23 protein-coding genes are annotated in these 26,124 nt (G+C 62.2%); 13 read left to right on the forward strand and 10 right to left on the reverse strand.

Annotation, left to right across the window (positions count from 1 at the left end):
* The first annotated feature begins 4 nt into the window (after nucleotides 1–4).
* Together parC and HBN98_RS17830 are read left to right on the forward strand one after the other, a co-directional pair.
* On the forward strand, nucleotides 5–2,269 hold the full coding sequence (gene parC / locus HBN98_RS17825; RefSeq protein ID WP_064585686.1) for a DNA topoisomerase IV subunit A: 2,265 nt from the start codon (nucleotides 5–7) through the stop codon (nucleotides 2,267–2,269).
* Between the two features lie 177 nt (nucleotides 2,270–2,446).
* Entirely contained in the window at nucleotides 2,447–3,157 is a 711-nt protein-coding gene (locus HBN98_RS17830; RefSeq protein ID WP_064585687.1) for a PqiC family protein, read from the forward strand.
* A gap of 258 nt (nucleotides 3,158–3,415) precedes the next feature.
* Here the strand turns inward: HBN98_RS17830 and HBN98_RS17835 are convergent, their stop codons facing one another.
* Nucleotides 3,416–4,921 (reverse strand): AhpA/YtjB family protein, encoded by a 1,506-nt coding sequence (locus HBN98_RS17835; protein WP_083367186.1) that lies wholly within the window; start codon nucleotides 4,919–4,921, stop codon nucleotides 3,416–3,418.
* Between the two features lie 134 nt (nucleotides 4,922–5,055).
* Between HBN98_RS17835 and serB the strand changes: the two genes are divergently transcribed.
* Nucleotides 5,056–6,270, forward strand: coding sequence for a phosphoserine phosphatase SerB (gene serB / locus HBN98_RS17840; RefSeq protein WP_007967407.1), 1,215 nt, complete (start codon nucleotides 5,056–5,058; stop codon nucleotides 6,268–6,270).
* A 139-nt stretch (nucleotides 6,271–6,409) separates the two neighbouring features.
* Here serB and HBN98_RS17845 read toward each other — a convergent pair whose 3' ends face one another.
* The 4 genes from HBN98_RS17845 to HBN98_RS17860 all read right to left on the reverse strand — a co-directional run bounded on the left by HBN98_RS17845 (nucleotide 6,410) and on the right by HBN98_RS17860 (nucleotide 11,507).
* Nucleotides 6,410–8,164 carry a molecular chaperone gene (locus tag HBN98_RS17845; RefSeq protein ID WP_083367185.1) on the reverse strand — a complete coding sequence of 585 codons (1,755 nt, stop codon included), beginning with the start codon at nucleotides 8,162–8,164 and terminating at the stop codon, nucleotides 6,410–6,412.
* Nucleotides 8,165–8,232: 68 nt separating this feature from the next.
* Entirely contained in the window at nucleotides 8,233–9,093 is an 861-nt protein-coding gene (asd, locus tag HBN98_RS17850) for an archaetidylserine decarboxylase (protein ID WP_083367184.1), read from the reverse strand.
* Nucleotides 9,093–9,926: a thiosulfate sulfurtransferase gene (gene rhdA / locus HBN98_RS17855; protein WP_083367183.1), complete on the reverse strand. Its 834-nt coding sequence runs from the start codon at nucleotides 9,924–9,926 to the stop codon at nucleotides 9,093–9,095. The genes asd and rhdA overlap by 1 nt, the downstream gene beginning before the upstream one ends.
* A gap of 42 nt (nucleotides 9,927–9,968) precedes the next feature.
* Entirely contained in the window at nucleotides 9,969–11,507 is a 1,539-nt protein-coding gene (locus tag HBN98_RS17860) for an HDOD domain-containing protein (protein ID WP_083367182.1), read from the reverse strand.
* A 166-nt stretch (nucleotides 11,508–11,673) separates the two neighbouring features.
* Between HBN98_RS17860 and motA the strand changes: the two genes are divergently transcribed.
* Together motA and motB are read left to right on the forward strand one after the other, a co-directional pair.
* The gene (gene motA, locus HBN98_RS17865; RefSeq protein WP_007952169.1) at nucleotides 11,674–12,525 is read left to right on the forward strand and encodes a flagellar motor stator protein MotA; all 852 of its coding nucleotides are present in this window, start codon (nucleotides 11,674–11,676) and stop codon (nucleotides 12,523–12,525) included.
* 3 nt (nucleotides 12,526–12,528) lie between these two features.
* Nucleotides 12,529–13,599, forward strand: a complete 1,071-nt coding sequence (gene motB, locus HBN98_RS17870) for a flagellar motor protein MotB (RefSeq protein WP_064585693.1) — start codon at nucleotides 12,529–12,531, stop codon at nucleotides 13,597–13,599.
* 52 nt (nucleotides 13,600–13,651) lie between these two features.
* On the opposite strand, the gene HBN98_RS17875 is transcribed toward motB, so the two are convergent.
* From HBN98_RS17875 to rsgA, 4 genes are all read right to left on the reverse strand, one after another.
* Nucleotides 13,652–14,137 carry a toll/interleukin-1 receptor domain-containing protein gene (locus tag HBN98_RS17875; protein ID WP_083367181.1) on the reverse strand — a complete coding sequence of 162 codons (486 nt, stop codon included), beginning with the start codon at nucleotides 14,135–14,137 and terminating at the stop codon, nucleotides 13,652–13,654.
* Nucleotides 14,137–15,096: a caspase family protein gene (locus tag HBN98_RS17880; RefSeq protein ID WP_083367180.1), complete on the reverse strand. Its 960-nt coding sequence runs from the start codon at nucleotides 15,094–15,096 to the stop codon at nucleotides 14,137–14,139. Before HBN98_RS17880 ends, HBN98_RS17875 begins: the two co-directional genes overlap by 1 nt.
* Nucleotides 15,097–15,098: 2 nt before the next feature.
* A complete protein-coding gene (locus HBN98_RS17885) occupies nucleotides 15,099–15,506 on the reverse strand; it encodes a TIR domain-containing protein (RefSeq protein WP_083367179.1) in 408 nt (135 codons plus the stop codon).
* Nucleotides 15,507–15,718: 212 nt separating this feature from the next.
* Nucleotides 15,719–16,750 carry a small ribosomal subunit biogenesis GTPase RsgA gene (gene rsgA / locus HBN98_RS17890; RefSeq protein WP_064585697.1) on the reverse strand — a complete coding sequence of 344 codons (1,032 nt, stop codon included), beginning with the start codon at nucleotides 16,748–16,750 and terminating at the stop codon, nucleotides 15,719–15,721.
* Between the two features lie 107 nt (nucleotides 16,751–16,857).
* On the opposite strand from rsgA, the gene orn reads away from it, so the two are divergent.
* Together orn and HBN98_RS17900 are read left to right on the forward strand one after the other, a co-directional pair.
* A complete protein-coding gene (orn, locus tag HBN98_RS17895; protein ID WP_064585698.1) occupies nucleotides 16,858–17,400 on the forward strand; it encodes an oligoribonuclease in 543 nt (180 codons plus the stop codon).
* Nucleotides 17,401–17,647: 247 nt separating this feature from the next.
* On the forward strand, nucleotides 17,648–18,259 hold the full coding sequence (locus tag HBN98_RS17900) for a trimeric intracellular cation channel family protein (protein WP_064585699.1): 612 nt from the start codon (nucleotides 17,648–17,650) through the stop codon (nucleotides 18,257–18,259).
* Nucleotides 18,260–18,363: 104 nt separating this feature from the next.
* Here HBN98_RS17900 and queG read toward each other — a convergent pair whose 3' ends face one another.
* The gene (gene queG / locus HBN98_RS17905) at nucleotides 18,364–19,428 is read right to left on the reverse strand and encodes a tRNA epoxyqueuosine(34) reductase QueG (RefSeq protein ID WP_083367178.1); all 1,065 of its coding nucleotides are present in this window, start codon (nucleotides 19,426–19,428) and stop codon (nucleotides 18,364–18,366) included.
* Nucleotides 19,429–19,491: 63 nt separating this feature from the next.
* On the opposite strand from queG, the gene HBN98_RS17910 reads away from it, so the two are divergent.
* The 6 genes from HBN98_RS17910 (at nucleotide 19,492) to hfq (ending at nucleotide 26,114) form a co-directional block, all read left to right on the forward strand.
* Complete coding sequence (locus tag HBN98_RS17910; RefSeq protein WP_083367177.1) at nucleotides 19,492–20,991, forward strand: NAD(P)H-hydrate dehydratase; 1,500 nt, start codon at nucleotides 19,492–19,494, stop codon at nucleotides 20,989–20,991.
* The gene (gene tsaE / locus HBN98_RS17915) at nucleotides 20,979–21,449 is read left to right on the forward strand and encodes a tRNA (adenosine(37)-N6)-threonylcarbamoyltransferase complex ATPase subunit type 1 TsaE (RefSeq protein WP_025110154.1); all 471 of its coding nucleotides are present in this window, start codon (nucleotides 20,979–20,981) and stop codon (nucleotides 21,447–21,449) included. The genes HBN98_RS17910 and tsaE overlap by 13 nt, the downstream gene beginning before the upstream one ends.
* Before the next feature lie 51 nt (nucleotides 21,450–21,500).
* Nucleotides 21,501–22,880: an N-acetylmuramoyl-L-alanine amidase gene (locus HBN98_RS17920; RefSeq protein ID WP_373292955.1), complete on the forward strand. Its 1,380-nt coding sequence runs from the start codon at nucleotides 21,501–21,503 to the stop codon at nucleotides 22,878–22,880.
* A gap of 5 nt (nucleotides 22,881–22,885) precedes the next feature.
* Nucleotides 22,886–24,787 carry a DNA mismatch repair endonuclease MutL gene (mutL, locus tag HBN98_RS17925; RefSeq protein ID WP_169844067.1) on the forward strand — a complete coding sequence of 634 codons (1,902 nt, stop codon included), beginning with the start codon at nucleotides 22,886–22,888 and terminating at the stop codon, nucleotides 24,785–24,787.
* A complete protein-coding gene (gene miaA, locus HBN98_RS17930; RefSeq protein ID WP_083367175.1) occupies nucleotides 24,787–25,758 on the forward strand; it encodes a tRNA (adenosine(37)-N6)-dimethylallyltransferase MiaA in 972 nt (323 codons plus the stop codon). The genes mutL and miaA overlap by 1 nt, the downstream gene beginning before the upstream one ends.
* Nucleotides 25,759–25,853: 95 nt before the next feature.
* Nucleotides 25,854–26,114: an RNA chaperone Hfq gene (gene hfq / locus HBN98_RS17935; protein ID WP_003221112.1), complete on the forward strand. Its 261-nt coding sequence runs from the start codon at nucleotides 25,854–25,856 to the stop codon at nucleotides 26,112–26,114.
* The last annotated feature ends 10 nt before the right edge of the window (nucleotides 26,115–26,124 follow it).

The following is a 26,124-nucleotide window of genomic DNA, read 5'->3' on the forward strand; positions in this document are numbered from 1 at the left end:
CCGCATGAGCGACATCCTTGCAGACAGCTTAGACGGCGTAGAACGCCGATCGCTGGCTGACTTCACCGAAAATGCCTACCTCAACTACTCCATGTACGTGATCATGGACCGTGCTCTGCCGCATATCGGCGACGGCCTGAAACCGGTACAGCGGCGCATCATTTATGCGATGAGCGAGCTGGGGCTGGACGCCGATTCCAAGCACAAGAAATCGGCGCGTACCGTCGGTGACGTGCTCGGCAAGTTCCACCCGCACGGCGACTCGGCGTGCTACGAAGCAATGGTGCTGATGGCTCAGCCGTTCAGCTATCGCTACACGCTGGTCGACGGCCAGGGCAACTGGGGTGCGCCGGACGATCCGAAGTCCTTCGCCGCCATGCGTTACACCGAAGCGCGTCTGTCGCGCTATTCCGAAGTGCTGCTCAGCGAACTGGGCCAGGGCACGGCTGACTGGGGCCCGAACTTCGACGGCACCCTGCAGGAACCGCTGGTGTTGCCGGCACGTTTGCCGAACATCCTGCTCAACGGCACCACCGGCATCGCCGTGGGCATGGCCACTGATGTGCCGCCGCACAACCTGCGTGAAGTCGCCACCGCCTGCGTGCGTCTGCTCGATGAGCCGAAAGCCACGGTCGAGCAGCTTTGTGAACACATTCAAGGCCCGGACTACCCGACCGAAGCGGAAATCATCACTCCGCGCGCCGATCTGCTGAAAATGTATGAAACCGGCAAGGGCTCGGTGCGCATGCGCGCCGTGTACCACGTCGAGGACGGCGACATCATCGTCACCGCGCTGCCGCATCAGGTCTCCGGGGCCAAGGTGCTGGAGCAGATCGCCGCACTGATGCAGGCCAAACCGTCGAAAGCGCCGCAGATCGCTGACCTGCGCGACGAATCCGACCACGAAAACCCGTGCCGCATCGTGATCATTCCGGTCAACAGCCGCGTCGACCACGAAGCGCTGATGCAGCACCTGTTCGCCAGCACTGAGCTGGAGTCGACCTACCGGGTCAACGTCAACATCATCGGTCTGGACGGCAAGCCGCAGCTGAAAAACCTGCGGGCGTTGCTGGTCGAATGGCTGGAATTCCGCGTGCTGACCGTGCGTCGCCGCCTGCAATTCCGCCTCGACAAGGTCGAGCGTCGTCTGCACCTGTTGGACGGTTTGCTGATCGCCTACCTCAACCTGGATGAAGTGATCCACATCATCCGCACCGAGGAGCACCCGAAAGCCAAGCTGATCGAGCGCTTCGCCCTCAGCGAGATTCAGGCCGACTACATCCTCGACACCCGTCTGCGTCAATTGGCGCGACTGGAGGAGATGAAGCTGCGCGACGAGCAGGACGAACTGCTCAAGGAACAAGCCAAGCTGCAAGCGCTGCTGGGCAGCGAAGCCAAGCTGAAGAAGCTGGTGCGCACCGAGCTGTTGAAAGACGCTGAAACCTACGGCGATGACCGTCGTTCGCCAATCGTCGAGCGCGCTGAAGCCAAGGCGCTGACCGAACACGATCTGCTGCCGAACGAGAAAGTCACCGTCGTATTGTCCGAGAAAGGCTGGATTCGCTCAGCCAAGGGCCACGATATCGACGCCACCGGCCTGTCGTACAAGGCCGGCGACGGCTTCAAGACCTCGGCGGCGGGGCGCTCCAACCAGTCTGCCGTGGTGATTGACTCCACTGGCCGCAGCTACTCGGTCGCCGCGCACACGTTGCCGTCGGCCCGGGGCCAGGGCGAGCCGTTGACCGGCCGCCTGACGCCACCGCCCGGTGCCACGTTCGAATGCGTGCTGATGCCGGAAGATGATGCGCTGTACGTGATCGCCTCCGACGCCGGTTACGGTTTCGTGGTGAAAGGTGAAGACCTGCAAGCCAAGAACAAGGCCGGTAAAGCCCTGTTGAGCCTGCCTAACAACGCCAAGGTTATCGCGCCGCGCCCGGTGCCCGATCGTGAGCAGAACTGGTTGGCCTCGGTAACGACCGAAGGTCGCCTGCTGATCTTCAAGATCAGCGATCTGCCACAATTGGGTAAGGGCAAGGGCAACAAGATCATCGGGATCTCCGGTGAGCGCGTGGCCAGTCGCGAAGAATATGTCACGGACATCGCTGTGCTTCCGGAAGGCGCCACCCTGGTGCTGCAGGCCGGAAAACGGACCCTGTCGCTGAAGGCCGAAGACCTCGAACACTACAAAGGTGAACGTGGTCGTCGCGGTAATAAACTCCCGCGGGGCTTCCAGCGGGTGGATGCGCTGCTCGTCGAAAACCTCAATTAAGCGCCCTAGAGCGCTCGATCTACGATTTAACGCGTAGATCGACGCTTTGGCGCTGGAGTCGGAACGCATATTCACGGATGATATGGCCTTTCCAAACGCAGGCGTGGCCGAGCGTTCTTCATATTTATTGAGTATTTTCACTGTGGTGAGCCTTGTGGCGGCCACTTGGACGGGATGATGACTTCTCTGCGCCCCCTTATTTTCCTGCTCGCCGGCGTTTTGGGCCTGGCGGGTTGCAGCGTTCACCAGCCGGTGTCGCTGTATCAGCTGGACAGCGGAAGTCCGGCTCAGCCTGCGCAAAGCACAGGCATGGCGGTTTTGTTGGGACCGGTAGTCATCGCTGATTACCTGCAACGTGAAACCCTGCTGCAACGTCAACCGGACGGCAGCCTGCAAGCCTCGACCGACGGTCGCTGGGCGGGCAGCCTTTCGTCGGATATCGATCAATTGCTGATGCGTCAGGTTGCCGGTCATCTGGACAGCCAGCGCGTGGTATTGGCGCCGGCCACCCTGGGGTTTACCCCGGATGTGCAGGTGTTGCTGACCATCACGCGTCTGGACTCGGGTGAGAAACAACCGGCGATCCTCGATGCGCAATGGCGCCTGATCGACCGTCGCGGAAAGGTGCGCGATAACCGCATCGTCCATCTGCAGGAGCTGCACGCCGGCACCACGGCTTCGCAGGTTCAGGCCCAAGGCATTCTGCTGCAGCGTCTGGCCGAGCAGTTGTCGGTCGCGCTGAAACCGTTGGCCAATCAGCCACCAGTGGCCGAGGCGCCGCGTAAAGCGGCACCGAAGCCGGCAGCGCCGGCGGCGGAAGCCGAGAAGCAGCCGAAGATTCCGATGGCATCACCGATTCGTACGGACATGGAAGTGTTCCGCTTCTGAGTCTGGTTTGAGTCAAGACAGAGCCCGCCTTGTGCGGGCTTTGTTGTGTCTGGGGGCTGGAGATCTTTGCCGTCGGTGCGGGCCTCTTCGCGAGCAGGCTCGCTCCCACAGGGAATGTGGGCGCTGCTGATCAAGTGTGGGAGCGAGCCTGCTCGCGAAGAGGCTGGTACAGGCAACAAAAAAGCCCGCAGACAATCGCTTGTCTGCGGGCTGATGTTTAGCCGCGAAAAGATCGCAGCCTTCGGCAGCGCCTACAGCTTACGCCCGGCGCTCATGCATCCGCGCCAGCTGCCGTTCGAGCATCGATGGATACGGCTCCATCAACCGCTCCACGCAGCAAGCCCCCTCAGGGCTGGCAATCGGGCGGATCCGTGCACGCTGGCGAATCAGCGCATCATCACCGATCTTGCGCTCGACCAGCAGCAGGTTGCGGCTGTGCTGCGACAGGGCCAGAGCATCCTGGGCCGAATCGGTCAGCAGCAGGTCGATCTGGCTCAGGCCGAACAGCTCATCGCCTAGGGTCAGGCCCAACTGCAATTGCAGGGTGATGCCGCTGTCGGCGACTTCGATCTGCAACTGATGACCCAGTGCCCGCAGCAACTCGCCGCAGCAGATGGCGTTGGTCAGGTAGTCGTCACCGCTGTCTTCGGTGTGGAACAGCATCAGCGTGCTGCCATCGTTCAGCGTTTCGATTTCGCCCTGATACAGCGAAGCGGCCTGATCGAGGCAGTCGCGATAGCGTTCCTGCAATTCTTCCAGACGCGCACGGGGCAAACGCCGCAATTGCTCCTGTGAACCCAATTGCACCGCCAGCACGGCCGTGTGCTGCGGCACGCTTGGCGTGGCGCGGCGGACCGCAGGCTGCGCGGTTTCACTCAGCGATTCGTCGCGCAGGTCGGCGAACGCGTCATCGTCATCATCGTCTTCGACGGTGCTGACCACATGGCGCGGTGCAGGCTTTTGCGCGGCCATCGGACGGGTTTCGTCAATACTCGGATCACGCAGGTTGCGCACTTCGAATTCTGGCTCGTCGTCCTCGTCTGCGAATTCAGGTTCTGGCTCAGGCGCCGGCTCCGGCGCGTAGTTGGCGTGCAGTTGGCGGGCCAGATCGCCGATTTCATCCTGGCGTTCGATGCCCGGCGTGTGCTCGTCAATCCGGCGCAGCCAGACGCGCAATTGCAGCAGCGGTGTGGACAAATAGCGGCCCATGCGCAGGCTCAAGGCCAGCGACAGCGCCAACAGGATCGCACTGAGAATGCCCATGCTCTGCAGGCTGATGGTCATCGGCTGCTGGAACTGATCCATGTCCAGGCTGATGCGCAGTTGCCCGGCGGTCACGTCCTGAAAGGTGATCTTGCTCTCGTACATGCCTTCGGCTTCGCCCAACAGGCTGTGCTTGGGGCGCTGACCGGATTCGGCGAGGATGCGGTTGTCCACGCTATAGATAGCCGCGTGGGCCACCAGTTTGTTCTTGGTCAGGTTGTTGAGCAGCACGTTGAGGCTGAGGATGTCGTTGGACACCAGCAGCTCTGTGGCGGAGGTGGCGGTCTGCGTGGTCAGGCTTTCGCCCAGCGCATCGGCCTGCTCGTGCATGGCCTGCTTGAATTGCAGACCCATCACCCCGGCATAGATCACCAGGGCCAGAGCGACCAGGATCACGTTATGGCTGGCAATGCGCAATGCAATCGGTACACGGCGATGGCGCAGTGCACGGAAGATCAGCAGGAAGAAGTTATCGGTTTTAACTGGCGTTGGCCGGTTCACTGAGCTCGGCTCTTTTGTCCGTGAAGTTGACGCGCAGTATAGCGACAGGCCCTAGACCGGCAAAGCGCTCACGGTGCCCGATGGTCACTGAAAGTGGGTAGAATGCGGTTTTTTTCCAGTTGCGGGGGTGCGCGTTGCGCGAAATCGTCCTGATTAACATCACGGGAGTCGACCGTCCAGGTCTGACTGCGGCCATTACCGGCGTTCTGGCACAAGGTGGTGTGAACATTCTCGACATCGGTCAGGCGGTGATCCACGACACCCTGTCGTTCGGCATCCTGGTTGAAATTCCCGATTCCGAGCAAGGCAAGGCGGTGCTCAAGGACATCCTGTTCAAGGGCTACGAGCTCGACCAGCAGGTGCGCTTCACCCCGGTGTCCGAAGAGGACTACCAGCAGTGGGTGGGCAATCAGGGCAAAAAACGCCACATCGTCACCCTGTTGACCCGCAAAGTGACCGCCGGCCAATTGCAGGCAGTCAGCTCGATCACCGCCAAATACGGCCTTAACATCGACCATATCGACCGTTTGTCGGGTCGCATGCCGCTGGACACGCCAGCCGACAAGGGCAAGGGCTGCATCGAGTTCTCCGTGCGTGGCGAGGCGGCTGATCCGCAGGCGCTGCGTGCCGAATTCCTCAGCGTCGCCCAGGAGCTGAACGTCGATATCGCCTTCCAGGAAGATTCGCTGTTCCGTCGCAACCGGCGTCTGGCGGTGTTCGACATGGACTCGACGCTGATCGAAGCCGAAGTCATCGACGAACTGGCCAAGGCCGCCGGTGTGGGCGAGCAAGTCTCGGCCATCACCGAGCGCGCCATGGCCGGCGAGCTGGACTTTCGCGCCAGCTTCAAGGAACGTCTGGCACTGCTCAAGGGCCTCGACGTCAGCGTGCTGGACTCGATCGGCGCCTCGCTGCGGCTGACCGAAGGCGCGGAAACCCTGTTCGCCGAACTCAAGCGCCTGGGCTACAAAACGGCGATCCTGTCCGGCGGCTTCACTTATTTCGCCAAGCAGTTGCAGGCCAAACTCGGCATCGACTACGTGTTCGCCAACGAACTGGAAGTGGTCGACGGCAAGTGCACCGGCGTGGCAATCGAGCCGATTGTCGATGCCCAGCGCAAGGCCGACCTGCTGAAGGAGCTGGCGCACAAGGAAGGTTTGCGTCTGGAGCAGACCATCGCGGTCGGCGATGGCGCGAATGACTTGCCGATGCTGGCGATCGCCGGTCTGGGCGTGGCGTTCCGTGCCAAGCCGCTGGTCAAACAGTCGGCGAAGCAGGCGATCTCCACCCTGGGGCTGGATGGCGTGTTGTATCTGCTGGGCTTCCGCGATCGCGACGGGCAGCTCTAAGCCTGGTGCGGGCCTCTGTGGCGAGGGAGCTTGCTCCCGCTGGACTGCGCAGCAGGCCCCTTCTTTTGCTGGATATAGAGGGAGTCGCTTCGCAACTCAGCGGGAGCAAGCTCCCTCGCCACAGGTTTCTGGATTGCCCCTAAAGCGACTTCCATAACGAATCAAAATCCTCCTCGCTCCCGCCATTGCGTGCGGCCTCCAGCGAGCGATAGGCAAACTGATTGAAACTGTGCGTACTCGCCACTCGTCGATCCAGTCCGGCGCGGTGTTCTTCGCCGTGGGTGTTGATCAGCACTTTATTGCCCTCTTGAAACGGCAAGCGCGGGGCCAGCAGGGTCGCGGGCAAGTCGATCGCACTGATCTCGGGCAACAGCAGGCCGCGTAAGTAGTGGCTGTGATCGTCCCGCGAGCGCACCAGTTGCAAACCGCAGGGTTCGGCGTGGGGTGCCACCAGCTCAATGCCCATTTGCGGTCCGCCGCCGCGTACCTGACGTATCCAGCGGACCACCGCAATGCTCCAGCCCTGATTCGAACTGTCCTGAATTCCGACCATCTCCCCGGCCTGCAGCTCGGCGGGCACTTCGCTTGGCCAGCCCAGGCAATAACCGCCGGGGCTGTGGTTGATCACCGGCAGCGTATAGGTCGGGTAATGCGGGGTGTGGTCGGCAGCCTTTTCGTCTTCACCGAGTTGGTCGTACTGGATTTCTTCGTAGGGCAGAAACTCATCCGCGTGGCTTTGCGGGGCGGCGTCGAAGGCCTGGCTCCAGCTGTCCTTTTCGCCCTGGACCACGGCGCGGCTGAAGTTCGCCGCGCGGGCGCCGGGATGCTTGAGCAACTCACTGAAGGTGCGCTCGCCGCCCAGATAGAAGTGCAGGGCGCTCATGCCCACGCACACGGTCAGGTTGCCTTGGCCAACGGTGCGCTGAAAGCTGCGCTCGGCGGTCTGGCCCCAACTGGCGTGTACATGTTGCAGGGTGTCGAAGCTCAGCCCTGTCGGGACGGGCAGCGGCGTCGAGGTCTCCTGATGTTGTAAATGCGCTTCGATGACATTCACCAGCGGCTGCGGATCGAAGCCGAGCAGTGCGCCCTGTTGCTCCTTGCGAAACATGCTGCTGTAACGCGGGCCGGTGTCCAGCTCGGCGCTGATGGCGAGCAGTCCGTCGTCCGGACTGCCGGGATGCAGCTTGAGCAGGGCGCTCCATGGCTCCAGCACTTCGGCCAGCCGGGCGATCTGGTTTTGCCGCAGTTGATTGCAGCGGGCGCTGCCCAGCAGCAGGGCGGCAATGTAGGTCTGCTCCAGGCTCAGTTCGGTGGTCAGGCTCGCCAGGTCGTCGTGCACTCGCCGCTGTTGCAACTGTAATCCGCTGGCGCAGTGATACAACTGATGCAGCTCGAACCACAGCTGTTCCGGCGCCGGGCTATACAGCTGCGCGGCCCGCAGCAGTTGTGCCTTGAGCGCATGCGCGGCCCGCTGCAAAGCCTGGCCGACCAGCGCAGCGCGATCCTTGTGGTACTTGGGGGCAATGCGCAGCACGATCTGTTTGTAACCGATAGCCAACTGATTTTGCAGCGCCTGACACAGGTTGCTGATCTTGCGCGAGCGATCGTCGAGCATGATCGCCTGATGCAGGAAGTGCCGCTCCAGATGCTGGCAGACGAAATACACTTCGGGGCGCAGCAACTCCAGCAGTTGCAGGCGATTGTCGCTGGGGGTGAGCAATTGGTTGAGTTCGCCCAGGCCTTGATACAACTGGCGGGCGGTTTCGCCGATGTTGGCCTTGGGCAGGCCGGCGATCCAGCGCTTGAGGTCGCGCGGGGTTGCTTCGCAGAACGACAGGCGTGACTGCGTTGGAGTCGGAGCGCTTAGCAGCGGAGAGGAGATGGTCTGGCTCATGCCAAAAACCATAGCAGCAATTACAGCAATCGGTGGGAGCGGCCGAGGCTGCTCCCACCGAGGATGAATCAGGCTGTTGGCAGTGCCAGCGCCTGGCCCATCTGCACGGGCGAACCGGCAGCCAGCTCTTCAACCCATTTCACCTGATCCGGCCCGAACAGCACGATCGCGGTCGATCCCAGCTTGAAGCGGCCCAGTTCGGCGCCTTTTTCCAGATGGATCGGCGCACGAGCGGCTTCGTCGTAGCGGAAGGTTTTCAGTTCGCGCTTCGGCGGGGTGACCAGACCGGCCCACACGGTTTCGATCGACGCGACGATCATCGCGCCGACCAGCACGACGGCCATCGGGCCACGCTCGGTGTCGAAGATGCATGCCACGCGTTCGTTGCGGGCGAACAGTTCCGGGACGTTTTCCGCGGTGGTCTGGTTGACCGAGAAGATCCGGCCCGGGATGTAGACCATCTCGCGCAGGGTACCGGCCAGCGGCATGTGCACGCGGTGGTAATCCTTCGGCGACAGGTAAATGGTGGCGAAGTCGCCGCCCATGAACGGTGCGGCATTCGCTGCGTCACCGCCGAGCAACTCCAGCACGCTGAAGCTGTGGCCCTTGGCCTGGAACACCCGCCCGTGTTCGATCGGGCCGAGCTGGCTGACCGCACCGTCGGCCGGGCTGAGGATCGCACCCGGGGTTTCGTCCAGCGGACGCGCGCCGTCTTTCAGGGCGCGGGTGAAGAAGGCGTTGAAGTGCTCGTAGGCGGTCAGGTCTTCGACCAGCGCTTGCGACATGTCCACCTGATAACGCTTGGCGAACCACTGGGTGAAGGCATTCTTGAACCAGCGCACGCGGCACTCGGCAACGCAGCCGGCCAGGCGCGACAGCAGGTGATGCGGCAGCAGGTACTGGCTGAGGATAAACAGACGCTCTTTCATTAGTTGTCCTTAGAACCTTGAATCTCGACAGGCGTATCAGGGTGGTTGCCCCATTCGCCCCATGAACCGGCGTAGCCCTTGACCCGCGGATAACCGAGGGACTTGGCCACCAGATAAGTGAAGCCCGACCGGTGATGGGTCTGGCAGTGGGTAATGATTTCTTTGTCTTTGGTGATGCCGAGGTCTTCGAGGATCTGCGGCATGTCGGTGCGAATCCGCAACTGGCGCGCCTTGTCCATGCCGGCAGTCCACTCGAAGTTCACCGCGCCCGGAATGTGTCCGGCCTTGGCGGCCAGCACTTTCTCGCCGGAGTATTCCAGTGGCCCACGGGCATCCCAGATCGCCAGATCGGCGGCGCCGAGACGGCTTTGCAGGTATTCCCGGGTTGCCGTTGGCTCTTCGTGCAGGGTCAGCGCCACCGGGCCGCCCACCGCAGGCGGAACCTGGATCGACATCGGCATGCCCGCCGCCAGCCACGCCGGCAGACCGCCATCGACGTAGTGATACTTGTCGTGACCGATCACATCGAGCAGCCAGATGAACCGCCCGGCCCAGCCGCCGCCCTCGTCGTCATAGACCACGTAGACCGCGTCCTGGCGATGGCCCAGCTCACCGAACAGGGCTTCGAGGTCGGCCTTGGCCGGCAGCAGTCCCGGCCCCGGCGGCTGGCCGAGCTGGGTGCGTTTCGGATCGACAAAGCGTGCGCCGGGAAGGTGACCTTCGGCATAACGGGCAGGGCTGGTCAGATCCACCAGAATCAGTTCAGGGGAATCGAGACGCGGGAGCAGGTCGCTCGGCTCGATGACGAGCGGCAAGCCAGAGAAGTCAGACATGTGAGGTCTCCAGAGCACAAAGGGGGGGATTGTAGCGCAGCCTCATCGACCACGGCTGCTAAAGCTGTGCAGGGCTTTTTCGATGCACTGTGCGGTTTTGCCGAACGCCTGCACGGTGATGTCGGCAAACGGCCCGCCGCCCTGATCGGCCACGACGATCATGATCACCCGGCCGTTATTGACCAGTGAGCGCAGAAACAGATGTTCGCCGCGAAACAGCGAACGCAGGCCCGGCGGCAACAACGCGGAAAATTGTGCGTTGTTCTCGGGGTTGATCCGCACCTGTGCCTGCTGCGCCAGCAGGCGTTGCAACACCTTGCTCTGGCTGACGACGAAATTCAGCGCGGCGGCGTCTTTCGGCAAACCGAAAGTCTGGTGCACGCGCAGATTGGACTGCGTGCGATCGGCCATCAGGATCATCACCCGGCGCATGCCGCTGGCGACCAGGGCATCGCGCGCGGCCACCGTCAGGCTCATGGCATTGGTGAAGCGGCTCGGCTCGGCCAGCAGTTCGGCGCATTGCCGGCGCCATTGGGTCAGATCCTCGGCACTCGGCGCGGCTGCTGGCAGCATCCCGGCCGGCAACCGATGGGTGCCCCACGGCCATAATAAAGAAACGGCCGGGTGCCACAGATCAGGCATGGCATGCTGGCGCGCACTGTTGGCGGCCTGTTGGTGCAACTGTTGCTGCACTTCATCCAGCGAAATCTGCAGATAAAGGCTGGTCAGGTACTGCCAGCGCTCGCTGTGCGGACTGTCCCAGGCCTGTTGCGCCGATAGCGCCAGACCGTTGGCCAGCAGCACAGTGTTGGCCGGCTGGTTGAGCCAGCGACGCAGGGTCGGATCGTCATCGAGGCGATTCTGCTGGCGCAGCGGATGTTCGCTGTCGCGGGCGATGCGCAGCACTTTGACCAGTTCGCGCTGTTCGCTGAGCAGCAATTTATAACCTTGCTGCACCCAGATCGGCAGGTGCCAGACTTGCACCAGCGCTTCGGCGATCTTCAGCAGGCGCACGCCAAACAGTTGCTTCTCGACCACCAAGGCCGATTCGCCCTTGTGGATCACCCGCAATTCCCATTCTTCGAGCAACTCGGGAAACGTCAGCGCCAGCGGCCATAACGGCGAGAGAAACAGCAGGCTGCCCCAATGGATGTCCTGCCACAGTCGCGCCAGGCGACTGGCGAAAAAACCATTGGCCTGTTGCGTGGCGTGCTGGCTGATCATTTGCAGTTGGCGCAGGGCCTTGGGGATCTGCATCTGCGGTTGGGCCGGCAGGCGCGCCAGCAGTTCTTCGGTGCGCGCCAGGCCCAGACGGTTGATCGCCACCTCAAGATTTTCCGCCGGTGCAGCCATGGTGCCGAGGGTGTGACGATTGGCCTCACGGATGATGCTCAAGGCCAGTGCCGGACTGTCCTGCATCAGGTCGGCGATGTCGCGCAGGGAACTGCGGTTGTCACGGATCGCGCGGCACACCTTGTCGTGAGCCTCTTGCGGCACGGGCAGGCGCACGCCATCGAGCAGTTTTACCCAGCCTTCCAGTGTGGTCGGTTTTGCGTGTGGGACGTTCGTTTCATTAGCCATGTCTGGACGAGATCTTCACTGACTGTAGACGCGCCCGGCATGGGCTAAATTGGCTTTTCGCCTGAACTGGCTATAGTCTGGCGCAGTTTTGCCGATAAGTAGAAGAAGAGATTTTTTAACTTCCGAATATGACCTTGAACCCGACTTAAGTAAGTACTCTCTACCTATGGCTAAAATTATCGGCATCATCGTCGTATTCGCGAGCGTGCTCGGCGGATACGTGCTCTCCCACGGCAAAATTGCCGCCCTGATCCAGCCCTTCGAGGTGATGATCATCGGTGGTGCGGCCCTCGGTGCATTCCTGCAGGCCAACCCCGGTTACATGACGATGCACGTGCTCAAGAAATCCCTGAGCATGTTCAGTTCGCGTTTCAGCCACACCTTCTATCTGGAAGTGCTGGGCCTGATCTACGAGATCCTCAACAAGAGCCGCCGCGAAGGCATGATGGCCATTGAAGGCGACATCGAAGACGCCGCCGCGAGCCCGATCTTCGCCAAGTACCCGGCCGTGCTCAAGGACGAACGCATGACCGCGTTCATCTGCGATTACCTGCGCATCATGTCCTCCGGCAACATGGCGCCGCACGAGCTGGAAGGCCTGTTCGACATGGAGCTGTACAGCCTCAAGGAAGACCTCGAGCACCCGTCCCACGCCGTGAACGGCATCGCCGACGCCATGCCCGGTTTCGGTATCGTCGCGGCGGTACTGGGTATCGTGGTGACCATGGCCTCGCTGGGTGAAGGCGACCAGAAATCCATCGGTCTGCACGTAGGTGCGGCACTGGTCGGTACCTTCTTCGGTATTCTCGCCGCCTACGGTTTCTTCGGTCCGCTGGCCCACTCCCTGGCCCACGATGCCAAGGAAGAGCTGAACGTCTACGAGGCCATCAAGGCTTCCCTGGTGGCTTCGGCTTCCGGCATGCCGCCATCGCTGGCCGTGGAGTTCGGGCGCAAGGTTCTGTATCCGGCGCACCGTCCAAGCTTTGCCGAGCTGGAACAAGCCGTTCGCGGTCGCTAAGCCATGGAAAATAATCAGCCGATAATCATCAAGCGCGTCAAGCGCATAGCCGGTGGGCATCACGGCGGGGCATGGAAAATCGCCTTCGCCGACTTCGCCACGGCGATGATGGCGTTCTTTCTGGTGTTATGGCTGCTGTCCACGGCCACGCCGGAGCAGAAGATCGCCATCGCCGGTTACTTCAAGGACCCGGTCGGCTTCTCGGAAAGCGGCACGCCGTACATCATTGACCTGGGCGGTACGCCGACCCTGGCGCCGGAAAACACCCTCAACCCTGAGGTGAAGTCGCAGCCGCAACCGGACAAGGTCACGGTCGACACCGAGCAGGTCGAAGGCATGGCCGAGCAGGTTGAGAAAGAGCGCCTGGAACTGCTCCTGCAAGAACTGCAGAACAAGGTCGACGAGAACCCGCAGTTGCAGAAGTTCAAGGATCAGATCCTGTTCGAGATCACCCCGAACGGCTTGCGCATCCAGATCATGGACGCCGAAAACCGGCCGATGTTCGACTCGGGCTCGGCACGTCTGAAGCCGTACTTCGAAGACATCCTGCTGGCCATGGCCGACACCATCAAAGCGGTGCCGAACAAGATCAGCATCAGCGGCCACACCGATGCCAAGCCCTACACCGGCACCGGCGATTTCGGTAACTGGGAGCTCTCGGCCAACCGCGCCAACGCCGCCCGGCGTGCACTGGTGGCAGGCAGCTATCCGGACTCGCAGGTGGCGCGGGTGGTGGGTTATGCGTCGTCGGCGCTGTTCGACAAGGAAAACCCGTTCAACCCGGTCAACCGCCGCATCGACATCGTGGTGCTGACCAAGAAGGCACAAGCGGCCATCGAAGGCTCGCAAGGTGCCGACGCGGCCAAGCCTGCCGCCGAAGGTCAGAACGGCGCCGCTCCGGCGACGCCGGTCGACCCGAACGCGCTGCCGGCGGATCAGCAACCGGTACCGGCGCACGAGTTGCGCGAACGCTTGAACCTGTTCGACGACGCCGCACCAAAACCGGCCGAGCCGGGGAGTGCAGCGCCAGCGGCTCCGCCAGCCACTGCACCGGCCCCCGCACCGAAGCAGTGACCGACAAAAAAGCCGACAGTGATGTCGGCTTTTTTGTGGCTGTCGATTGGCGTTAAAACCCCCGACGAATCCGACTTTTCAGCTGTTCATGGAACAGCTCGGCATTGCGCTTGTAGGTGCCGCTGAAGGATTCGTTGCTGGAGTCCAGCGTCAGCGAGCGCCGTCTCGATTGTTCTTCACGGTAGGCATCGATGAAGAAATTCAGATCGTTGTCCGTGCTCAACTTCGGCCACTTGTCCAGGTACAGCGGCAATTGCGCCGGCCCGGTCCTGAACGAGCAGATGCGCCGGTTGCTGATGGTCGCCTCGCCGATTTCGAACGGCACCCACCACGACAACGCCGTCTTCTCCGACACCACTGCCAGCAAGTGCGTGCATTCAGTGATGTTGCGCGTGATCACCCCGGTGATGTCGTCGGTGGTCTGTGATTCCGGGTCCAGCACGTCGAGGTAGGTTTTGATATTGGCCTGTATCAGGCGGCTGTTGATGGCCATGGCCTGCGGGCGATCCATGTGGCGGTAGCTGATGAAAACCGGCATCAGAAATGTCCTTTGAGGGCGAGTTCGCGGTAATAGGCGCCGAGTGCAGTGAGGCGGCAGCCGGTGGAGTGAATGGCGGCGTAGTACATGTGTTCGGCGTCGACCGGTTCGATCAGGCTGTGGCGATTGCACTTTTGCAGTTGGGCAAAGACCTCGCCGTGTTCCGGGTCGAACGCCGCTTCGGTGGGTTCGTAGCTGGGATCAAGGGCGAACGTCGATTCGGCTTCGGCAAACCATTCCGGCAGTTTGCGCAGGATCTCCTTGGGGATCAGCGGCGAGACCTCGCGCAGGGAAATGAACTGCGAGACGTTGGTCTTGAACACCGGACGCTGTTCCCAGGCATCGAGCGCGTTGTCGACGAAGGAATACAGGCTGCCGGGGGTGATCTTGCCGAGGATATTCGCCGCGCCGCCGTGCAGGGCCTGCAGCAACAAACCGGTGAACACGCCGTGTTGCGCACCTTCCATGGCCGGCTCTTCCTTTTTGCAGGCGGTGAGGATGGTCATGCCTTCACCGACCACGCTGCTTTCACTGCGCAAGGCGCGGACTTCACCGGCCGAGCCGCTTTGGCAGCAATCGAGGATGATCACTTTGTTTTTGATGCGGGTGGCCTTGGTGGCCCAGTTGAGAACATCGCTGATGCGGATGCCGTCCTTGGCGTTGCGATAGTCCTGCGGGATCAGCATGCCTTCATCGGTATCGACGTCGAAGCTGCCGTGGCCGGCGAAATACAGCAGAGCGACGTTGCAGTCGCCGGAAAACAGTTCGCGAATCTGGTCTTCCAGTTTTTCCCGACTCAGGTAGTCCTCTGCCGACGTCAGCACCACGTTCTTGAAATTCGGATCGCCATTGGCATCGGTTTTCAGCACCGAAGCCATGGCCATCGCGTCATTGCTGCAACCGCTCAGGCGCGAAACATGGGTGTAGTCGTTGATGCCGATAAATAGTCCCTTGCGCATGGTTACACCGCCGTGTGCTGACGGATGGCGCTGATGATGCTCTTGGTGCTCCAGGCGCATTCGGCGTGCGCCGCGTTGCGCACCACGCTGGAAATGCGCTCGGCACCGAACGGCTTGATCGCAATGATCACTTTGCCCAGGCGCTTGGCGATCTCGATTTCCTTGTTGATCCAGGTGCTGTAGGTCGAATACATCCCGGCCATGATCAGCACTGCCGAGCAGGGACGGATCTTGTTTTCGATGGCTTGGGCAAGCTGCGCATCGGTCTGCGCCCCGACGATGGGGTTGTGCGGTGGCACCGAAAAATTCTTGAAGCTGAAGTCCGGTTGCGCACTGAGCAGGCGCACGAGGTTGTCGTGAGCGTGGGCGTAGTTCCACGAATGGCTGATGAACAGGTGGTAGGTCTGCATGGGGTTCCTCGAAGGTCGCGAAGATGCGAAGGAGGAACTCAATGTAGGCATCTGGAAAATGCCTACAAGGCTTGGACGGTGAAACAGAATTGTCCTGCAAGCAGGCGTGCGCGGGCCTTTCAGAAAGGTCTGACGTTTAGCGAGGTCGGGGATTTGTCAGGCGTGGTCCGACATCCGGCAGCCCTCGGTCGAGGTGCTGCCGGTGTGGATGTTTAGTAGCCGTTTTCCGGCAGACTGGCGATGATCGAGCGATAGCTGTTCATGCGTTGCTGCTGCACGCGGCCATCTTCCAGGGCCTTGAGCAGTGCGCAACCGGGTTCGCGATCATGCTTGCAGTCGCGGAAGCGGCAGGTGCCGAGCAGGTCGTTGAACTCGATGAAACCGGCTTCGACGTCGGCGCGGCTGACGTGGCCCAGACCGAATTCACGGATACCCGGGGAGTCGATCAGTTCACCGCCACCTGGGAAGTGGAACAGGCGCGCGGTGGTCGTGGTGTGAGTGCCCTGGCCGGACAGCTCGGACAACGGCCCGACGCGGGTGTCGACTTCAGGCAGCAGGCTGTTGACCAGCGACGACTTGCCGACACCGGACTGGCCGACGAACACGCTGATGCGCCCGTCGAGCTGCTGCTGCAACTGCTCCATGCCGTTGCCGTGGTGCGCCGACACTTCCAGCACCGGATAACCCAGCGTGCGATACACCGCCAGCAGCGCATTGAGCGCCGGGGCGTTCTGCTCGTCGATCAGGTCGAATTTGTTCAGCAGCAGCAACGGGCGGATGCCGGCGTGTTCGGCGGCCACCAGGTAGCGGTCGATCAGGTTGGCATGCGGCTCGGGCAGCGGCGCGAAGACGATGACGATCATGTCGACGTTGGCGGCTACCGGCTTGAGCTGGCCACGGCTGTCCGGGCGGCAGAGTTCGGTGGTGCGCGGCAGTTGCGCGACGATCACCCCGATGCCCTGGTTGCCGGCGCGCCAGACGACCCGATCGCCGGTTACCAGCGCTGGCAGGTTGGCGCGCAGGTGGCAGCGCGATACCTGGCCGGCCAGTTCGCCGTCCACGGCCTCGACCTCGACCTGCACACCGAAGTGGGCGATCACCAGGCCGTGTTGCTCTGGGCCCAGATCGCCGCCCTCGAGGGCTTCGACCGCCGAGGACTCGCGTTTGGCGGCGCGCGCGGCGCGCTCGCCCTGAATCTTTTCGATGCGCCAGTTTTGACGACGATTGAGTTGGCGTTTGGCCATGGGTGTTCCGTCTGAAGAATGCAGCGATTAGGTAAAACGGCCGCGAGTTTAGCACGCCCGGGCATCGGCCTAGGCTAAACTGCGCAGCATTGCCTAGGAGCCCGAATATGCAAAACCCGCAGAACCTGATCTGGATCGACCTGGAAATGACCGGTCTGGATCCGGAAAACGACGTCATCATCGAAATGGCCACCATCGTCACCGACAGTGACCTGAACACCCTGGCCGAAGGTCCGGTGATCGCCATCCACCACAGCGACGAAGTGCTCGCTCGCATGGACGAGTGGAACACCCGCACCCACGGCAACTCCGGCCTGACCCAGCGCGTGCGTGACAGCCGTATCAGCATGGCCGAAGCCGAAGCCGAAACCATCGCGTTCCTGGAACAGTGGGTGCCGAAGGGCAAATCGCCGATCTGCGGCAACAGCATCTGCCAGGACCGGCGCTTCCTTTATACCCACATGAAGGCGCTGGAAAGCTACTTCCACTACCGCAACCTCGACGTGTCGACGCTCAAAGAGCTGGCCGCGCGTTGGGCGCCGGACGTGCGTGACAGCTTCAAGAAGGGCAGCACTCACCTGGCGCTGGACGACATCCGCGAATCGATCGCCGAGTTGCAGCACTACCGCAAGCACTTCATCAAGTTCTGAGTGTCGGTGGAGGGCTTTTGTGGCGAGGGAGCTTGTCGAAAGGTCGCACCGTCCTGCTCGGCTGCGTAGCAGTCGCAAAGCCTGTAGCCACCTTTTGCCTGAAAGAGTGCAAGGGAGTGCTTCGCCCTCCAGCGGGAGCAAGCTCCCTCGCCACAGGTATCCGCCAAGGAATCTGTGATGGCGCCGCCCCCTTCTGGTGCGGCGCTGAAATGGCTAGACTGCGCGCCTTCCTGCCAGGACCGCCGCCATGTTGCTGATGCTCTATCTGATCGCCATTACCGCTGAAGCCATGACCGGCGCGCTGTCTGCCGGACGGCGCGGCATGGACTGGTTCGGCGTGGTGCTGATTGCCTGTGTCACGGCGTTGGGCGGCGGTTCGGTACGCGACGTGCTGCTCGGCCATTACCCGCTGACCTGGGTCAAACACCCGGAATACCTGGTGCTGACCTCGGCCGCCGCGATGCTCACCGTGTTCACCGCGCGCTGGATGCGCCACCTGCGTTCGCTGTTTCTGGTGCTCGACGCGGTTGGCCTGGTGGCGTTCACCCTGATCGGCTGCATGACCGCTCTGGAAATGGGCCACGGCATGCTGGTGGCCTCGGTCAGCGGCGTGATCACCGGCGTATTCGGCGGCATCCTGCGCGACATCTTCTGCAACGACATCCCGCTGATCTTCCGCCGTGAACTGTACGCCAGCGTCTCGTTCGCGGCGGCGTGGTGCTACATGCTCTGCCTGTACCTGAATGTGCCGAGCGAGCAGGCGATCCTGATTACCTTGTTCGGTGGCTTCCTGCTACGCCTGCTGGCGATCCGTTTCCACTGGGAAATGCCCAAGTTCGTCTATAACGATCAGCCCTGACGCAATTCCCTGTAGGAGCTGCCGCAGGCTGCGATCTTTTGACTTTGATTTTTAAAAGACAAGAGCAAAAGATCGCAGCCTGCGGCAGCTCCTACATTGTGTGATTAGGCGAGGCCGTGTTGTTTCAGCGCCCACTCGACATGTTCCCGCACCAGCTCTGACGGGTAGTCGCGGCGCGCCTTCAAGGCTTCCAGCACCGGAATGCTCGACGGCGCATTGCCCAGGCCCACGGCCAGATTGCGCAACCAGCGCTCGTAACCGGCGCGGCGCAGCGGCGAGCCTTCGGTGCTGCTGAGAAACTTGTCCTCGTCCCACAGGAACAGCTCGGCCAGTTCGGCGTTGTCCAGATTGTGCCGCGGCTTGAAGTCGCTTTCCCCGGACGGCCGGGCGAAGCGGTTCCACGGGCAGACGATCTGGCAGTCATCGCAGCCGAACACCCGGTTGCCGATCAACGGGCGCAGGTCTTCGGGAATCGCGTTTTTCAGTTCGATGGTCAGATAAGAGATGCAGCGCCGCGCGTCCAGCACATACGGACCGACGAAGGCGTTGGTCGGGCAAATGTCCAGGCACGCGGTGCAGCGTCCGCAGTGTTCGGTGCTGTGCGGTTCGTCCACCGGTAGCGGCAGATCGACAAACAGTTCGCTCAAGAAAAAATAGCTGCCGGCCTTGCGGTTGAGCACCAGCGTATTTTTGCCGATCCAGCCCAGTCCGGCCTGCTCGGCGATGGCTTTTTCCAGCACCGGGGCGCTGTCGACGAATGCGCGGAAACCGAACGGGCCGATCTCGGCCTGAATCTTGTCGGCCAATTGCTGCACACGTTTACGGATCAATTTGTGGTAATCGCGGCCCAAGGCATAGCGCGAGACGTAAGCTTTCTCCGGTTGCGCGAGCATCTGCGCCATTTGCGTGTCGCCGGGCAGGTAGTCCATGCGCAGCGAAACCACGCGCAGCGTGCCGGGCACCAGCTCCTCGGGATGCGAGCGTTTGCTGCCATGGGCGCCCATGTAGTCCATTTCGCCGTGGTAGCCGGCGGCGAGCCAGCGCTCCAGGTGCTGCTCATGCTCGGCCAGGTCCAGACCGCTGATGCCGACTTGCTGGAAGCCCAGCTCGCGGCCCCAATCCTTGATCGATTGGGCGAGGGCGGGCAGATCTGTGGTGATGGCGGACATGAGGCGAGAGAAACCGGAGCTGAGGTGCGTATAATTCTGCCAGACATCGGAGCCCGAAGACGCATGCCGCACACGAAAGATGAATTACCCGACGCGCTGTACGCCGCCGCCCAGGTGCGCGAGCTCGACGCGCGGCTGATCGCTGCCGGTACGCCGGGCTTCGAATTGATGCAGCGCGCCGCGTATGCGTGCTGGCGCGCGCTGGTACGGCGCTGGCCCTCAGCCAGTGAACTGACCGTGCTGGCCGGGCGTGGCAACAATGCCGGCGACGGCTATTTGCTGGCGCTGCTGGCGCAGCGTGCCGGGTGGACGGTGCGCGTGCTGGCGGTCGCTGAGCCGCAGCGCTTGCAGGGCGACGCGGCGCTGGCCCATGCCGAGGCGGTGGCCGAAGGTGTCGCGGTGCTGGGCTGGAGCGCCCAGACCGAGTTGCGCGGGATTGTCCTCGATGCCCTGCTTGGCACGGGCTTGAGTGGCGAGGTACGCGAGCCCTATGCCGCAGCCATTGCCGCGATCAACAGCAGCGGCCTGCCGGTGGTGGCGGTCGATATCCCTTCCGGATTGTCGGCCGATACCGGGCGAGTGCTGGGTGTCGCGGTGCGTGCAGACCTCACGGTCACTTTCATTGGCCTGAAGCTGGGGCTGTTCACCGGCGATGCGGCAGATTGTGTCGGCGAACGGGTGTTCAACGATCTGCAGGCCAGCGCTGAAACGTATGCTGACATTCAGGTTGCGGCTCGCCGGCTCAATGCGGCTAATCTGCCGCGTCTGCCCGCGCGCGCACCGACCTCGCACAAGGGCCGCTTCGGTCATGTGCTGCTGATCGGTGGCGACCACGGGTTTGGCGGGGCGATCCTGCTCAGTACCGAAACCGCCCTGCGCAGCGGCGCGGGCATGGTCTCGTTGGCGACGCGCCCGGAACATGTCCCGGCGGCGCTGACTCGGGTGCCGGAAGCCATGGCGCTGGGCGCTTCATCGGCCAATCAGTTGATGGGCTTGCTCGAGAAAGTCTCGGTGCTGGTTGTCGGGCCGGGGCTGGGGCAGGCGAGTTGGGGGCGGGCGTTATTGTCGGCTGCGGCGAACGCGGCACTGCCACAGGTGTGGGACGCCGATGCATTGAATCTGCTGGCGGGCGGTGTTGTCAGTCTGCCCAAGGATTGTGTGATCACCCCGCACCCCGGTGAGGCGGCACGTCTGTTGGGGATCAGTACCGCCGAAGTGCAGGCCGATCGTCCGGCAGCAGCGCAGGCGCTGAGCAAGAAATATTCGGCCGTCGTCGTGCTCAAAGGCGCCGGCAGCCTGATCGCCGATCCCGATGGACGTCTGGCGTTGTGTCATCAGGGCCATCCGGCCATGGCCACTGCCGGCCTTGGTGATGTACTCGCCGGTCTGACCGGCGCGCTGCTGGCGCAAGGCATGAACGGCTTCGAAGCGGCGTGCTTGGCGGTCTGGCTGCATGCCAATGCCGGTGCGCAACAAGGTAAATTCGGCCGTGGGCTGGCGGCCAGTGATTTGATTCCAGTCATTCGTCAGTTGTTGGAGGAGCATGCACCGTGTCTGAAGTAACCCTGTACCTGGCCGATGAACAGGCCATGAGCGACTTTGGCGCACGGATCGCCCGCGTGACCCAGGGCCATGGCCTGATTTTTCTCGAAGGCAACCTGGGCATGGGCAAAACCACGCTGTCGCGGGGCATCATTCGCGGGCTGGGGCATGTCGGTGCGGTGAAAAGTCCGACCTTTACCCTGGTCGAGCCCTACGAGATCGGCGATGTGCGCGCCTTCCACTTCGACCTGTATCGCCTGGTCGATCCGGAGGAGCTGGAGTTTCTGGGCATCCGCGACTATTTCGAAGACGATGCCCTGTGCCTGATCGAGTGGCCCGATAAAGGTGCAGGCTTTTTGCCAAAGCCCGACCTGACCATTACCATTAGCCCGCAAGACAGCGGGCGTTCGCTGAAAATTTTATCCCAGGGCTCGCGTGGCGAGACCTGGTGTGCCGCTTTGGCATTGGAATCCAATTAAATGATGGGGTTAGGTATGCGCTTTCGCGCGTTGGTGGCTGCCGCAGGATTGATGTTGATGGCAGTGGCCGTAAACGCTGTGGCCGACACGAAGGTCAACAGCGTGCGCCTGTGGCGGGCGCCGGACAACACGCGACTGGTCTTCGACCTGAGCGGCCCGGTGCAGCACAGCGTCTTCACCCTGACCGCACCGGATCGGCTGGTGATCGACATCAATGGCGCCACCTTGGGTGCACCCTTGAAAGTGTCGACCGCCAACACGCCGATCACCGCGATGCGCTCGGCCCAGCGCACACCGACCGACCTGCGGGTGGTCATCGACCTGAAAAAAGCCGTCACCCCGAAAAGCTTCTCGCTGGCGCCCAACGCGCAATACGGCAACCGTCTGGTGGTCGACCTGTTCGACAATGCAGCCGATGCCGCGCCACCGCCTGCGCCAACGCCGCAAGTGGCGACAGTGCCAGCGGTGCCGGTCACCCCGGCAGAGCCGGCGATCAAGTTGCCGCCAGCCCCGGCCGGCAAACGCGACATTATTGTGGTGATCGACGCCGGCCACGGTGGCGAAGACCCGGGCGCGTCCGGCTCGCGAGGCCAGCGTGAGAAAGACGTGGTGCTGCAGATCGCCCGCGAACTGCAGCGTCAGGTCAACGGCATGAAAGGCTTCCGCGCCGAGCTGACCCGGACCGGCGACTACTTCATTCCGCTGCGTGGCCGGACCGAAATCGCCCGCAAGAAGGGTGCCGACCTGTTCGTCTCGATCCATGCTGACGCCGCGCCGTCGGCGGCTGCCTTCGGTGCCTCGGTATTTGCCTTGTCCGATCGCGGTGCCACGTCGGAGACCGCCCGTTGGCTGGCCGACAGCGAAAACCGTTCCGACCTGATCGGCGGTGCCGGCAACGTCAGCCTCGACGACAAGGACCGCATGCTCGCCGGGGTGCTGCTCGACCTGTCGATGACCGCGTCGCTGACCTCCAGCCTCAATGTCGGCCAGAAAGTCCTGACCAACATCGGCCGGGTGACGCCGCTGCACAAACAACGCGTGGAACAGGCCGGGTTTATGGTGCTGAAGTCGCCGGACATTCCGTCGATCCTGGTGGAAACCGGGTTTATCTCCAACGCCAATGAAGCGAACAAACTCTCGGCATCGAGCCACCAGCAGGCGCTTGCCCGTTCGATCAGCAGCGGTGTGCGCCAGTTCTTCCAGCAGAATCCGCCACCGGGCACCTACATTGCCTGGCTGCGTGACTCCGGCAAGATCGCCCAAGGCCCGCGCGATCACCGCGTGAGCCCGGGCGAGACGCTGGCGATGATCGCGGTGCGTTATCAGGTGTCGCCCGCGACCCTGCGCAGCGCCAACAACCTCAGCAGCGATGAGCTGAAAGTCGGTCAGCACCTGACCATCCCCGGCACCGAACTGGCGTCCAAAGAATGAATCAGCTGTTGAACGCCGCACGCATCGAACTGCTCAGCCCACGGCTGGCGAACCAGATCGCCGCCGGTGAGGTGGTTGAGCGCCCGGCTTCGGTGATCAAGGAGCTGTTGGAAAACAGCCTCGACTCCGGTGCCAAACGCATCGACGTCGATGTCGAGCAGGGCGGCGTCAAGCTGCTGCGGGTGCGCGACGACGGCAGCGGCATTTCCGCCGATGACCTGCCGCTGGCGCTGGCCCGTCACGCCACCAGCAAGATCCGCAACCTCGAAGACCTCGAGCAGGTGATGAGCCTCGGTTTTCGCGGTGAAGCACTGGCATCGATCAGCTCCGTGGCGCGCCTGACCCTGACCTCGCGCACCCGCGACGCCGATCAGGCCTGGCAGGTGGAGACCGAAGGTCGCGACATGGCGCCCCGCGTGCAACCGGCGGCGCATCCGGTCGGTACGTCGGTGGAAGTGCGTGACCTGTTCTTCAACACCCCGGCGCGGCGCAAGTTTCTCAAGACCGAAAAAACCGAATTCGATCACCTGCAAGAAGTGATCAAGCGTCTGGCGCTGGCGCGTTTCGACGTAGCTTTCCACCTGCGCCACAACGGCAAGACCATCCTCAGCCTGCACGAGGCCCATGATGATGCGGCCCGCGCCCGGCGTGTGGCAGCCATCTGCGGCTCGGGCTTCCTCGAGCAGGCGCTGCCGATCGAGATCGAACGCAATGGCCTGCACTTGTGGGGCTGGGTCGGCTTGCCAACGTTCAACCGCAGCCAGGCGGATCTGCAATATTTCTTTGTGAACGGCCGCGCGGTGCGCGACAAACTGGTGGCCCACGCGGTGCGCCAGGCTTATCGCGACGTGCTGTTCAACGGTCGTCATCCGACCTTCGCGCTGTTTTTCGAGGTCGATCCGGCAGCGGTCGACGTCAACGTGCACCCGACCAAACACGAAGTGCGTTTCCGCGACGGGCGCATGGTGCATGACTTCCTTTACGGCACCCTGCACCGCGCGCTGGGCGATGTGCGTCCGGAAGATCAACTGGCCGGCTCTGTCACCACTGCCGTCGTCCGTCCAACCGGCATCGAGGCCGGCGAGTTCGGCCCGCAGGGCGAAATGCGTCTGGCGGCCAACGCGCTGCTGGAGCAGCCGCAGGCGCAACCGGCGTTCAACACCTCGTCCGGAGCCAGTGCTGGCGGCGCTTATCAGTATCAGTACACGCCACGGCCACAATCCGCGGTGCCGCCAGCCGCCGAGGCGCAAGCCGCGTACCGCGAGTTTTTTGCGCCGCTGCCGGAGGCCAATGCCAACGCGCTGCCGGCTGGCCAGGAAGATATTCCGCCGCTGGGTTACGCGCTGGCCCAGCTCAAGGGCATCTACATTTTGTCCGAGAACGCCCAGGGGCTGGTGCTGGTGGACATGCACGCCGCCCACGAGCGGATCATGTACGAACGCCTGAAGATCGCCATGGCCAGCGAAGGCCTGAGCGGCCAGCCATTGCTGGTGCCGGAGTCGCTGGCGGTCAGTCAGCGTGAAGCCGATTGCGCCGAAGAGCACGCGGCATGGTTCCAGAAACTGGGCTTCGAGCTGCAGCGTCTGGGCCCGGAAACCCTGGCGATCCGCCAGATCCCGGCACTGCTCAAGCAGGCCGAGGCCAATCGCCTAGTGGGTGATGTGCTGTCGGATCTGATGGAATACGGCACCAGCGACCGGATTCAGGCGCACCTGAACGAACTGCTCGGGACCATGGCCTGCCACGGCGCGATCCGCGCCAACCGGCGCCTGGCCCTGCCGGAAATGAACGGTCTGCTGCGAGACATGGAAAACACCGAACGCAGTGGTCAATGCAACCATGGCCGACCGACCTGGACCCAATTGGGCCTGGACGATCTGGACAAACTGTTCCTGCGCGGTCGTTGATGAGCCAGCTTCCTCCAGCGATTTTCCTGATGGGCCCGACCGCTGCGGGCAAGACTGACCTGGCCATCGAGCTGACCAAGGTGCTGCCGTGCGAGCTGATCAGTGTCGATTCGGCGCTGGTCTATCGCGCCATGGACATTGGCACCGCCAAGCCGTCGAAAGAGTTGCTGGCCGAGTTTCCGCATCGGCTGATCGATATTCTTGACCCGGCGCAGGCTTATTCCGCCGCCGATTTCCGTCGCGATGCCTTGCAAGCCATGGCTGAAATCACCTCGCGCGGGAAAATTCCGCTGCTGGTGGGCGGGACGATGCTCTATTACAAGGCCTTGGTCGAAGGTCTGGCGGACATGCCGGCGGCGGATCCCGAGGTCCGCGCGCAGATCGAAGAAGAGGCTGCACGCCTTGGCTGGCAAGCCCTGCACGAGCAATTGGCGGTGATCGACCCGGAGTCAGCGGCGCGCATTCATCCCAATGATCCGCAGCGCCTGAGTCGGGCGCTGGAGGTTTATCGGGTCAGCGGTCAGAGTATGACGGCCCTGCGTCAGCAACAATCTGCGCAAAGTACTGAAGCAGCCGCTTCGGGACGGCAACAATTGCCCTATACTGTCGCGAACTTGGCCATTGCCCCGGCAAATCGTCAGGTACTGCACGAGCGCATTAAACAAAGATTCACAAATATGCTGGAACAGGGGTTCATCGACGAGGTCGTAGCCCTGCGTAATAGAAGTGACCTGCATTCCGGGTTGCCGTCTATACGTGCGGTAGGCTACCGCCAAGTCTGGGACTATCTGGATGGCAAGCTGTCGTTAGCCGAAATGCAGGAACGCGGCATCATTGCCACGCGTCAATTGGCCAAGCGCCAGTTCACCTGGCTGCGCAGCTGGGATGATCTGCACTGGCTGGACAGTCTTGATTGCGACAATCTGCCACGCGCCTTGAAATACCTTGGGACCATCTCCATATTGAGCTGAGTCCTTGCAATTGCCGTCTATCCTTGGGGGTGTGGCGGCCAAAGCCATCTGAATTACCTATTTTTTATTATTGAATCCTTAAAGGAGTGCGGCACATGTCAAAAGGGCATTCGCTACAAGACCCTTACTTGAATACTTTACGTAAAGAGAAAGTTGGGGTTTCCATCTACCTGGTCAACGGTATCAAACTGCAGGGCACGATCGAGTCGTTCGACCAGTTCGTTATCCTGCTGAAAAACACCGTGAGCCAGATGGTTTACAAACACGCTATCTCTACAGTCGTGCCAGTACGTCCAATTCGTCTGCCTAGCGCAACCGAATCCGATGCAGGTGACGCTGAGCCAGGTAACGCCTGATAGGAGTCTC

It is taken from the genome of Pseudomonas koreensis, assembly GCF_012986595.1.
Classification (GTDB): Bacteria; Pseudomonadota; Gammaproteobacteria; order Pseudomonadales; family Pseudomonadaceae; genus Aquipseudomonas; species Aquipseudomonas koreensis.

Coding starts and splice junctions, on each gene's coding strand:
- parC (WP_064585686.1), top strand. CDS start 5: ATGAGCGACATCCTTGCAGACAGCTTAGACGGCGTAGAACGCCGATCG.
- HBN98_RS17830 (WP_064585687.1), top strand. CDS start 2,447: ATGACTTCTCTGCGCCCCCTTATTTTCCTGCTCGCCGGCGTTTTGGGC.
- HBN98_RS17845 (WP_083367185.1), bottom strand. CDS start 8,164: ATGAGCCAGACCATCTCCTCTCCGCTGCTAAGCGCTCCGACTCCAACG.
- asd (WP_083367184.1), bottom strand. CDS start 9,093: ATGAAAGAGCGTCTGTTTATCCTCAGCCAGTACCTGCTGCCGCATCAC.
- rhdA (WP_083367183.1), bottom strand. CDS start 9,926: ATGTCTGACTTCTCTGGCTTGCCGCTCGTCATCGAGCCGAGCGACCTG.
- HBN98_RS17860 (WP_083367182.1), bottom strand. CDS start 11,507: ATGGCTAATGAAACGAACGTCCCACACGCAAAACCGACCACACTGGAA.
- motA (WP_007952169.1), top strand. CDS start 11,674: ATGGCTAAAATTATCGGCATCATCGTCGTATTCGCGAGCGTGCTCGGC.
- motB (WP_064585693.1), top strand. CDS start 12,529: ATGGAAAATAATCAGCCGATAATCATCAAGCGCGTCAAGCGCATAGCC.
- HBN98_RS17875 (WP_083367181.1), bottom strand. CDS start 14,137: ATGCCGGTTTTCATCAGCTACCGCCACATGGATCGCCCGCAGGCCATG.
- HBN98_RS17880 (WP_083367180.1), bottom strand. CDS start 15,096: ATGCGCAAGGGACTATTTATCGGCATCAACGACTACACCCATGTTTCG.
- HBN98_RS17885 (WP_083367179.1), bottom strand. CDS start 15,506: ATGCAGACCTACCACCTGTTCATCAGCCATTCGTGGAACTACGCCCAC.
- rsgA (WP_064585697.1), bottom strand. CDS start 16,750: ATGGCCAAACGCCAACTCAATCGTCGTCAAAACTGGCGCATCGAAAAG.
- orn (WP_064585698.1), top strand. CDS start 16,858: ATGCAAAACCCGCAGAACCTGATCTGGATCGACCTGGAAATGACCGGT.
- HBN98_RS17900 (WP_064585699.1), top strand. CDS start 17,648: ATGTTGCTGATGCTCTATCTGATCGCCATTACCGCTGAAGCCATGACC.
- queG (WP_083367178.1), bottom strand. CDS start 19,428: ATGTCCGCCATCACCACAGATCTGCCCGCCCTCGCCCAATCGATCAAG.
- HBN98_RS17910 (WP_083367177.1), top strand. CDS start 19,492: ATGCCGCACACGAAAGATGAATTACCCGACGCGCTGTACGCCGCCGCC.
- HBN98_RS17920 (WP_373292955.1), top strand. CDS start 21,501: ATGTTGATGGCAGTGGCCGTAAACGCTGTGGCCGACACGAAGGTCAAC.
- miaA (WP_083367175.1), top strand. CDS start 24,787: ATGAGCCAGCTTCCTCCAGCGATTTTCCTGATGGGCCCGACCGCTGCG.
- hfq (WP_003221112.1), top strand. CDS start 25,854: ATGTCAAAAGGGCATTCGCTACAAGACCCTTACTTGAATACTTTACGT.